This is a genomic window from Mycobacterium kyogaense (assembly GCF_003254575.1).
GTDB classification, from domain to species: Bacteria; Actinomycetota; Actinomycetes; order Mycobacteriales; family Mycobacteriaceae; genus Mycobacterium; species Mycobacterium kyogaense.
The window spans coordinates 26,153-33,847 of record NZ_QJUA01000048.1 but is presented as its reverse complement, the minus strand read 5'-3'; the positions used below and the strand labels follow the sequence as shown (position 1 = coordinate 33,847).

Annotated in this window: 8 protein-coding genes; 4 read left to right on the top strand and 4 right to left on the bottom strand. The window is 69.3% G+C overall.

What is annotated here, in order from left to right:
- Positions 1-161: 161 nt before the first annotated feature.
- Complete coding sequence (locus DMB80_RS24125; protein WP_338043892.1) at positions 162-1,211, bottom strand: alpha/beta hydrolase; 1,050 nt, start codon at positions 1,209-1,211, stop codon at positions 162-164.
- Positions 1,212-1,278: 67 nt separating this feature from the next.
- On the opposite strand from DMB80_RS24125, the gene trpS reads away from it, so the two are divergent.
- Positions 1,279-2,292, top strand: coding sequence for a tryptophan--tRNA ligase (gene trpS, locus DMB80_RS24120; RefSeq protein ID WP_111512180.1), 1,014 nt, complete (start codon positions 1,279-1,281; stop codon positions 2,290-2,292).
- A 13-nt stretch (positions 2,293-2,305) separates the two neighbouring features.
- Positions 2,306-3,358 carry an inner membrane protein YhjD gene (gene yhjD, locus DMB80_RS24115; RefSeq protein WP_111512176.1) on the top strand — a complete coding sequence of 351 codons (1,053 nt, stop codon included), beginning with the start codon at positions 2,306-2,308 and terminating at the stop codon, positions 3,356-3,358.
- A 4-nt stretch (positions 3,359-3,362) separates the two neighbouring features.
- Here the strand turns inward: yhjD and DMB80_RS24110 are convergent, their stop codons facing one another.
- Complete coding sequence (locus tag DMB80_RS24110) at positions 3,363-4,580, bottom strand: D-alanyl-D-alanine carboxypeptidase family protein (RefSeq protein WP_111512175.1); 1,218 nt, start codon at positions 4,578-4,580, stop codon at positions 3,363-3,365.
- Between the two features lie 150 nt (positions 4,581-4,730).
- Between DMB80_RS24110 and DMB80_RS24105 the strand changes: the two genes are divergently transcribed.
- Complete coding sequence (locus DMB80_RS24105) at positions 4,731-5,882, top strand: metallophosphoesterase (protein ID WP_111512174.1); 1,152 nt, start codon at positions 4,731-4,733, stop codon at positions 5,880-5,882.
- A 124-nt stretch (positions 5,883-6,006) separates the two neighbouring features.
- The gene (locus tag DMB80_RS28250) at positions 6,007-6,159 is read left to right on the top strand and encodes a hypothetical protein (protein WP_162938684.1); all 153 of its coding nucleotides are present in this window, start codon (positions 6,007-6,009) and stop codon (positions 6,157-6,159) included.
- Positions 6,160-6,216: 57 nt separating this feature from the next.
- Here the strand turns inward: DMB80_RS28250 and DMB80_RS24100 are convergent, their stop codons facing one another.
- Together DMB80_RS24100 and DMB80_RS24095 are read right to left on the bottom strand one after the other, a co-directional pair.
- Complete coding sequence (locus DMB80_RS24100; RefSeq protein ID WP_111512173.1) at positions 6,217-6,519, bottom strand: hypothetical protein; 303 nt, start codon at positions 6,517-6,519, stop codon at positions 6,217-6,219.
- 160 nt (positions 6,520-6,679) lie between these two features.
- Positions 6,680-7,681, bottom strand: a complete 1,002-nt coding sequence (locus DMB80_RS24095; protein ID WP_111512172.1) for an SMP-30/gluconolactonase/LRE family protein — start codon at positions 7,679-7,681, stop codon at positions 6,680-6,682.
- Between the last annotated feature and the right edge of the window lie 14 nt (positions 7,682-7,695).

The window sequence follows — 7,695 nt, the reverse complement described above, 5'->3', positions numbered from 1 at the left end:
CCCACACGCCGCTACCAACAGGCCGATAAAACCGCCCGTACCTACCGCACCCGCGAACCCAAACCGCCATCATGAGTGTCAGCGATGTCCCGCGACACAAATGTCAGCGATGTCCCGAGACACCACACGTCGCTGAGCGACGGCAAACACGCCGAAATCGCTCAGCAGCCGACGCGGGTAGGGGTCGCTAGCGCGCCGTCGGCGTCGTTGATCGCCCCCCGCACCAAGTCGAACACCCGCGGATCCCACGTCATGCCCGTATCCCACGGCAGGCCAACCGAATCCGAGACGAAGATGCTGTGGGTGTCGTCGAAGGACACACAGCGGCGGTGCGGCAGCACGCGGTCGCTGATGTCGGTGGCCAGCGCGCTTCGCGTGGTCACGATGCCGTCGTTGGGCCACACCATCGGGTTGACCGGTGCCGGGCGGGTGAAGCGGGCGCCGCCGATCAGGACGACGGGGATCTGGTCCAGCACGCCGGCCTGGTATTCGTTCCAGCCGTGCGGGCCCATCAGATATCCCTGGTTGACCTCCCGCCCCGATCCGGTCTGCAACCGGGTCACCTCGGCGGCCATCGCCAGAGACGCCTTCTCGCAGTAGGCGTCGCCCGCGCAGTCCGCCAACGGGGTGATGCCGTTGGCGTAGTCGGACAGGAACGATCCCTCCCAGGGCGTGCCCAGCGTTGTCAGCGAGCGGATGCGGATCGGCGAACCGAGACTCTGCAGCACGCGAATCGCCGCGCGCGAGTACAGCCCGCCCATCGAATGGCCCACGACGTCGACGACGTCGACTCCACGTGTGTCGTGAAGGTAGGTGAGAAAGCGGGCGAGATGTTCGCCGGCCAAATCGATGGATGCTCTCGAGTCGACGGTCATGATCTCGGGCAGCGTGATGGGGCAGTCGCCGAACGCGCCGAACCCGCCCTGGTCGACGACGGGACCGCGACCGGCCATCGCCGGGGACGTGTAGACGGTGTGGCCCGCGGCGAGCAGGTTCTCCCGCAGCGCGGTATCGGTGTTGCCGGCGGCCAGGCCGGACCGGCAAGCCGCATCAGGGGTGGTGAACGGGCTGACCGCGTCGCCGCCGGAGACGATGACGACGGCGTGGCCGGGTGCCGCGTGCGCAGGGCCGCCACCCAGGAGCGCCGCGAGCACGAGCAGGACAAGGATCGACGCCCACCGCCGCATAGGAACCCCCTCGGTTGCGGGCATGCTACCGAGCGCCGCCGGTCGGCCGCCGGACGAAACCGCGACGGCGCGTGAAAAACTGGACCTCATCATGAGCACTCCAGCCAAGCCCGTCGTCTTCTCCGGCGCGCAACCGACGTCCGACTCCCTGCATCTGGGCAATGCCCTCGGCGCGGTCGCGCAATGGGTCGGTCTGCAGGACGGTCACGACGCCTACTTCTGTGTGGTGGACCTGCACGCGATCACCCTCGCCCAGGATCCCGCGACGCTGCGCCGCCGCACGCTGGCCACCGCCGCGCAGTATCTGGCCCTGGGTGTCGACCCGGCCCGCGCCACGGTGTTCGTGCAGAGCCATGTGCCCCAACACAGCGAATTGGCTTGGGTGCTGGGCTGTTTCACCGGTTTCGGGCAGGCGTCGCGGATGACGCAGTTCAAGGACAAGTCGGCCAAGCACGGCGCCGACGCGCAGACGGTCGGCCTGTTCACCTATCCGATCCTGATGGCCGCCGACGTGCTGCTGTACGACACCGATCTGGTGCCGGTCGGTGAGGATCAGCGCCAGCACCTCGAGCTCGCCCGCGACGTCGCTCAGCGCGTCAACGCGCGCTTCCCCGACACGTTCGTCATCCCCGAAGCGATGATCCCCAAGGCCACCGCGAAGATCTACGACCTCGCCGATCCGACCGCCAAGATGAGCAAGTCCGCGGCCACCGACGCCGGGTTGATCAGCCTGCTCGACGACCCGGCCCGCACGGCCAAGAAGATCCGCTCCGCCGTCACCGACAGCGAGCGCGAGATCCGGTTCGATCCGGAGGCCAAGCCGGGGGTCTCGAACCTGCTGACGATCCAGTCGGCGGTGACGGGCAACTCCGTCGAGGACCTGGTCGCCGGCTATGCCGGCCGCGGGTACGGCGACCTGAAGAAGGAGACGGCCGACGCCGTCGTCGAATTCGTCACCCCGATCAAAGCGCGCGTCGACGAGTACCTCGCAGATCCGGCCGAACTGGAGAACGTGCTGGCGGCGGGCGCGCACCGCGCCCGTGAAGTGTCTGCCAAGACGCTGGCACGGGTATATGACCGGGTGGGATTCCTCGCACCGCGATGACGGGAGGCTGACGATGACGGCGCCGGACGGTTCGGCCGACCCGGAGAAACCTGAGGACAAGCCCGGGTTCCTGGATCGGTGGCGGGCGCGTATGCCGTGGTTCGACCACGTCATGCGGGCCCAGCAGCGCTACAACGACAGCAAGGGCGATTTCTACGCCGCCGGCATCACCTACTTCACGATCTTCGCGCTGTTCCCGTTGCTGATGGTGGGTTTCGCGATCGGCGGGTTCGTGCTCACCTATCAGCCGGAGCTGCTCGAGCAGCTCAAGGGCAAGATCGCGGGCGCGGTCAGCGGTGACCTCGGTCAGCAGGTCGTGCAGTTGATGGAGTCGGCGATCGAGTCCCGCGGCACCGTCGGCGTCATCGGCCTCCTCACCGCGGCGTGGGCGGGTCTGGGCTGGATGGCCAATCTGCGCGAGGCGCTCAGCCAGATGTGGGGCCTGTACCGCGAAGAGCAGTTGGGGTTCGTCAAGACCAAGCTGAGCGATCTGCTGGCGCTGCTGTCGACGTTCGCCGCGATCGTCGTGACGGTCGCGCTGTCGGCGCTGGGCAACGGCTCGGTGATGAAGAACGTGCTCGACTGGCTGGGCTTCCCGGAGTCGCCGGTCATCGGGGTGCTGCTGCGGATCGGATCGATCGCGGTGTCGCTGCTGGTGTCCTGGCTGCTGTTCACGTGGATGATCTCGCGGCTGCCGCGGGAGTCGACGAGCTTTCGCAGCAGCGTGCGCGCCGGCCTGCTGGCCGCGGTCGCGTTCGAGGTGTTCAAGTTGGTGGCCTCGATCTACCTGAAGTCCGTACTGACGGGCCCGGCGGGAGCCACGTTCGGCCCGGTGCTGGGCCTGATGGTGTTCGCCTACGTCACCGCGCGGCTGATCCTGTTCGCGACGGCGTGGGCAGCGACGATGCCGGAGAACATGGTGGAGGCACCGATTCCGGCGCCGGGCCCCGCCGTCATCCGCAATCGCATCATCACCCGGCCCGGGCTCGCGCCCTGGCAAGCGGCGGGTGCGGCGGTGGTCGGCGCGTTGGGCGCGCTGAGTGTCGTCCGGCGCCGGAAGCGCTGAAACGTCAGTGCTGGGGTCTGCGATTGAGCGCGCGGGCGCCCATGATGAGGCTGAACACGATCACGGCGCCGACGATGCCGACGCCGACGCGCACCGGCGTGGCATCCATCTCGGGTAGCGCGGCGCTGGCCTTGCTCGTCGCGGCGGAGGCCGCCGCCGCGTCGGCGTCCGGAGTCTGCAGTGACGGATCCGGTTCGACCAGCGTGCCGACCTTGGTGCCCGGCGCAGTGGCGAAGCCGTAGTCGAGGAGGTGCGCGGCCTGCTCCCAGGGCGCGATCGGTTGCCGGGTGCCGCGCATCAGCACCGCCACCAGGCGTCGGCCACCGTGGTCGGCGGCGCCGACGAACGTCTGCCCGGCATCGTCGGTGTAGCCGGTCTTGCCGCCGAGCGCGCCGGGATAGTTGGCCAGCAGCTTGTTGTCGTTCTCGATCGGGTAGTTGCCGTCACCCCGGCCGGGGAACGAGAACTCCTGCGTGTGAACGATGTCGGCGAAGACGGGGTTGTTCCACGCGTACCGGTAGAACAGTCCGACGTCGTAGGCGGAGGTGCTCATGCCCGGTCCGTCCAGCCCGGACGGGGTGGCCACGCGGGTGTCCCGGGCGCCGAGTTTGTTGGCCAGCGCGTTGAGCTTGGTCAGCGTGGCGTCCATGCCGCCCAGTTGCATCGCCAGCGCGTGCGCGGCGTCGTTGCCCGAGTGCATCAGCAGTCCGTGCAGCAGATCGTTGACGGAGTAGAAGCCACCCTCGCCGACGCCCACCCTGGTGCCCTCGGCGTTGGCGTCCTCCTGCGTACCCGGTACCACCTTGTGCAGGGGCAGGTCGCGGATGGCCTGCATCGCGACGAGCACTTTGATGATGCTGGCCGGGCGGTGGCGGCCGTGCGGGTCCCGCGCGGCGATCACGTCACCGGAGTCGATGTCGGCCACCACCCACGCCTCGGCGGAGACGTCGCCGGGAACCGGGGGAGTGCCGGGCGCAGTGATCACGCCGCAGCCGGACAGGGCGTCGCCACCCATCGGCTTGGGCGGAACGGGCAGCGGCGCCGGCGGATCGCCCGACTCCGGAACCTCGGACGCGTCGACGGCGGGCGGGGTCGCCTCCCGGTAGGGACAGGTGTTCGCCTCAGGAGCGGGCGTCTGGGCCGCAGCGACCGGCGCAAGTGCCAGCATCGCCGCCGTGAGCAGCGCAGACACCCGCAGCGGGAACGTCGTGAAGGTCGCCATCGGGGTTGAAGATTAGGCGATCACGACATCTCGATCGGTGAGCCACGCGGTGACGGATGTGATGAGAGTTTCGCAAGTGACTGGCCACGACGACCTTGGGCGAGGCTCACCTAGGCTGGCGGGACCGCCCGAGCCGCCAGAAAGTAGTCCATGTTCCTCGTCGTTCTCGGCTCGTCCCTCGGGTTGATGACCCTTTATGTCTGGTTTCGCACCGTGCGCTCGACCACCCGCCCGGGGCGGGTGCGCCGGATCCTGACCGCCCTGCTGCTGGTCCTGACCGCGCTGCTGGTGGCGGCGCTGGTGTCCCGGCGCGATCCCGCCGGCTCCGGCTGGCTCGCCTGGCCTGGCTACCTGTGGTTCGGCCTCCTGGTGTATCTGGTCCTGGCGCTGCTGGTCCTCGAGCCGGTGCGCCTGATCCTCCGGCTGACCCGGCTGATGAAAGGCCGGCGCCCCGCCGACGAAGCACCCGATCTCGAGCGTCGGCTCTTCCTCGCCCGCGCGGGCGCGGTGGCCGCAGGCGCCGCGGCTGTCGGCGTGACCGGTGTCGGTGTCGCCACCGCGCTCGGGCCGCCGGACGTGCTCCGCGTTCCGGTGCGGCTGCCGCGGCTGGCCCGCGAGTTCGACGGGTTCCGCATCGCCGTGGTTTCCGACATCCATCTCGGACCGCTGCTGGGCCGCCGCCACACCGAACGGATCGTGCGGATGATCAACGAGACCGAACCCGATCTGGTGGCCGTGGTCGGCGACCTGGTCGACGGCACGGTCGCGCAGCTGGGACCCGCGGCGGCACCGCTGGCCGACCTGGTGTCGCGGGACGGCACGTTCTTCGTGACCGGCAACCACGAGTATTTCGTCGACGACACCGCCGGGTGGCTGACCGAACTCGATCAGCTGGGGGTGCAGGTGCTGCGCAACGAGAACACCCGGATCCGCCGGGGCGCCGCGGCGTTCGATCTGGCCGGGGTCAACGATCTCGCCGGCCGGTCGGCCGAGGAGCCGCCCGACTTCGACGCCGCGCTGCGCGGCACCGACGCCGGGACGCCGACGATCCTGCTGGCGCACCAGCCGGTTCAGGTCGCCGAAGCTGCGCGTCGCAATGTCGATCTCCAGCTGTCCGGTCACACGCACGGCGGGCAGATGTGGCCGTTCCACTATGCGGTCGAGCTGGCTCAGCCCTCGCTCGCGGGCCTGTCGACGGTGGACGGCACGCAGCTGTACGTGTCGCGGGGCGCCGGCTTCTGGGGGCCACCGGTCCGTGTCGGTGCACCGCCGGACATCACCGTGCTCACATTGCGCGGCTGAACGTGTTTATCGGCCTGCGCGGCCGGTTACTTTCTCATCAACTTCACGGCTAACACTGACCGAATCGCTCAGGTGGGCCGAGCACGCTGAAGGAATCGAGGCGATTCAGCGGAAGGACGTTGACATGGCGACAAACGCAACCAACACCAACGCGAGCACCGGCGTGGTCGACCTGCGATCACATCCCGCGTTCAACGCCTCCGAGCGGCGGGCCAGCGCGATGGAAGAGGCGATGCGTCGCCACCCGTCTTTCCAGTCGCGCGCGCACTCCCTCTGACCCCCACGCAAAGGGGCACCTCCGTGAGGAGGTGCCCCTTTGGCGTTTTTGCACTGCTCAGCGCACGTTGACGTACACCGTCTGGTTGCTCACCGAGCGGGTGTTGTCGCCGTTGGAGGTGGCATTCGGCACCGCCTGGCGGACGTCGGGTCCGCGGGTGACGGATACGACCGATGCCTCGTCGAGCGGCGTGGTGCTCTGCCGGTTGACGACGACGTGGTTGCCCTGCGCCTCGAGCGCGCTGATCGTGTCAGCGGCGCTGCCGGCGCCGGACGGGGCTGCCAGCGCGGGGGCGGCGAACCCGAGGACGCCCGCGGTGAGGGCGGCAGCGGCGGTCGTGGTGATCGTGAATGACTTCATGGGGTGCTCTTCCCTTGATCGGGTCGGAGCCGTGGAGCGATGTCGCGCGGTTCTGACTGTGTGAAATTGTCGGTCTGCGATCGGACTTCGTGGTGTGCCCGATCCGCGCGGTATAACCCGGCGCAGCCGAGGATGCTTCCCGAAAGTGGCGCAGTGTGTCTCACGACACCGTGTCGCTCAGCGCGATGCTGCCGAGATACGGGCCCCCGATGCTGCCCAGCCACAGCCGGTCGTTGCTCTCCACCATGCCGGTGACCATCTGCAGCTGCGGGTGGGTGGTGCGCATTCCGGCGACGGCGGTGCCGTCGACGGGGTCGAAGGCGACGACCCACACCACGGACTGGGGCTTGGGCTGCAGCCGTGCAGGCAGCCGCCAGATCAGGGTCCGAAGGAGCGGTGGGCCGGCGGCGAGTCGGTCGGCCAGCTGATTGGCCGGCGTCACCATCGCGCACCAGATGCGGCCGTCGGCGCCGGTCGACAGGTTGTCCGGCATCCCGGGCAGGTTCGAGGCGAGTGGTTGCCATGTCCCGGCGCGCGGTCCGGTGAGCCAGTACTTCGACAGTCGTCGGCCCTGGGTTTCGGCCACGACCAGCGCCGCACCGTCGGCGGTCGGCGTGACCCCGTTGGCGAAGTAGAGCCCGTCAGCGACGGTGGTGACGGTCCCGTCGGGGTCGAGGCGGTGCAGCGCGCCGCGTCCGCGCGCTTCCAGGATCGCGCCCAGGTAGTGGGCAACCGTGAACGCCGTCGTCGACTCGGTGAAATAGATTGTGCCGTCGCTGGTTTCGGTGACGTTGGAGCAGAACTGCAGTCTGCGGCCGGCGATCGTGTCGACCAGGGTCTCGATCCGTCCGCTGCCGGGGTCCAGCGCCAGCAGGCCCCGCGGGCTGTCGCAGATCAACAATCGGCCGTCGCGCGCGAACGCCAGGCCGAGCGGTCGCCCGCCGGTGTTGGCAATCACCTCCGGCGCAGTGCCGTCCGCCTCGAACCGCACGATGCTGCCGTCGAGGGCGCCGGTCCAGAGCCGACCGGCGCCGTCGACGACGACGTCCTCGGGTTCGCCACCCGGTACGGCGGTCAGCGTGATGTCCGCCGACCGGAAGTCTGGCAGGGCCCCCACCGGGGGCGCCTGCCAGCGGACGGGATCGATGGGCGGTTTGGCCATGCCGCCCAGTCTCG

Bases quoted from the DNA above. Each gene is read 5' to 3' on its own strand.
- DMB80_RS24125 (WP_338043892.1), bottom strand. From the start codon at position 1,211: ATGCCCGCAACCGAGGGGGTTCCTATGCGGCGGTGGGCGTCGATCCTT.
- trpS (WP_111512180.1), top strand. From the start codon at position 1,279: ATGAGCACTCCAGCCAAGCCCGTCGTCTTCTCCGGCGCGCAACCGACG.
- yhjD (WP_111512176.1), top strand. From the start codon at position 2,306: ATGACGGCGCCGGACGGTTCGGCCGACCCGGAGAAACCTGAGGACAAG.
- DMB80_RS24110 (WP_111512175.1), bottom strand. From the start codon at position 4,580: ATGGCGACCTTCACGACGTTCCCGCTGCGGGTGTCTGCGCTGCTCACG.
- DMB80_RS24105 (WP_111512174.1), top strand. From the start codon at position 4,731: ATGTTCCTCGTCGTTCTCGGCTCGTCCCTCGGGTTGATGACCCTTTAT.
- DMB80_RS28250 (WP_162938684.1), top strand. From the start codon at position 6,007: ATGGCGACAAACGCAACCAACACCAACGCGAGCACCGGCGTGGTCGAC.
- DMB80_RS24100 (WP_111512173.1), bottom strand. From the start codon at position 6,519: ATGAAGTCATTCACGATCACCACGACCGCCGCTGCCGCCCTCACCGCG.
- DMB80_RS24095 (WP_111512172.1), bottom strand. From the start codon at position 7,681: ATGGCCAAACCGCCCATCGATCCCGTCCGCTGGCAGGCGCCCCCGGTG.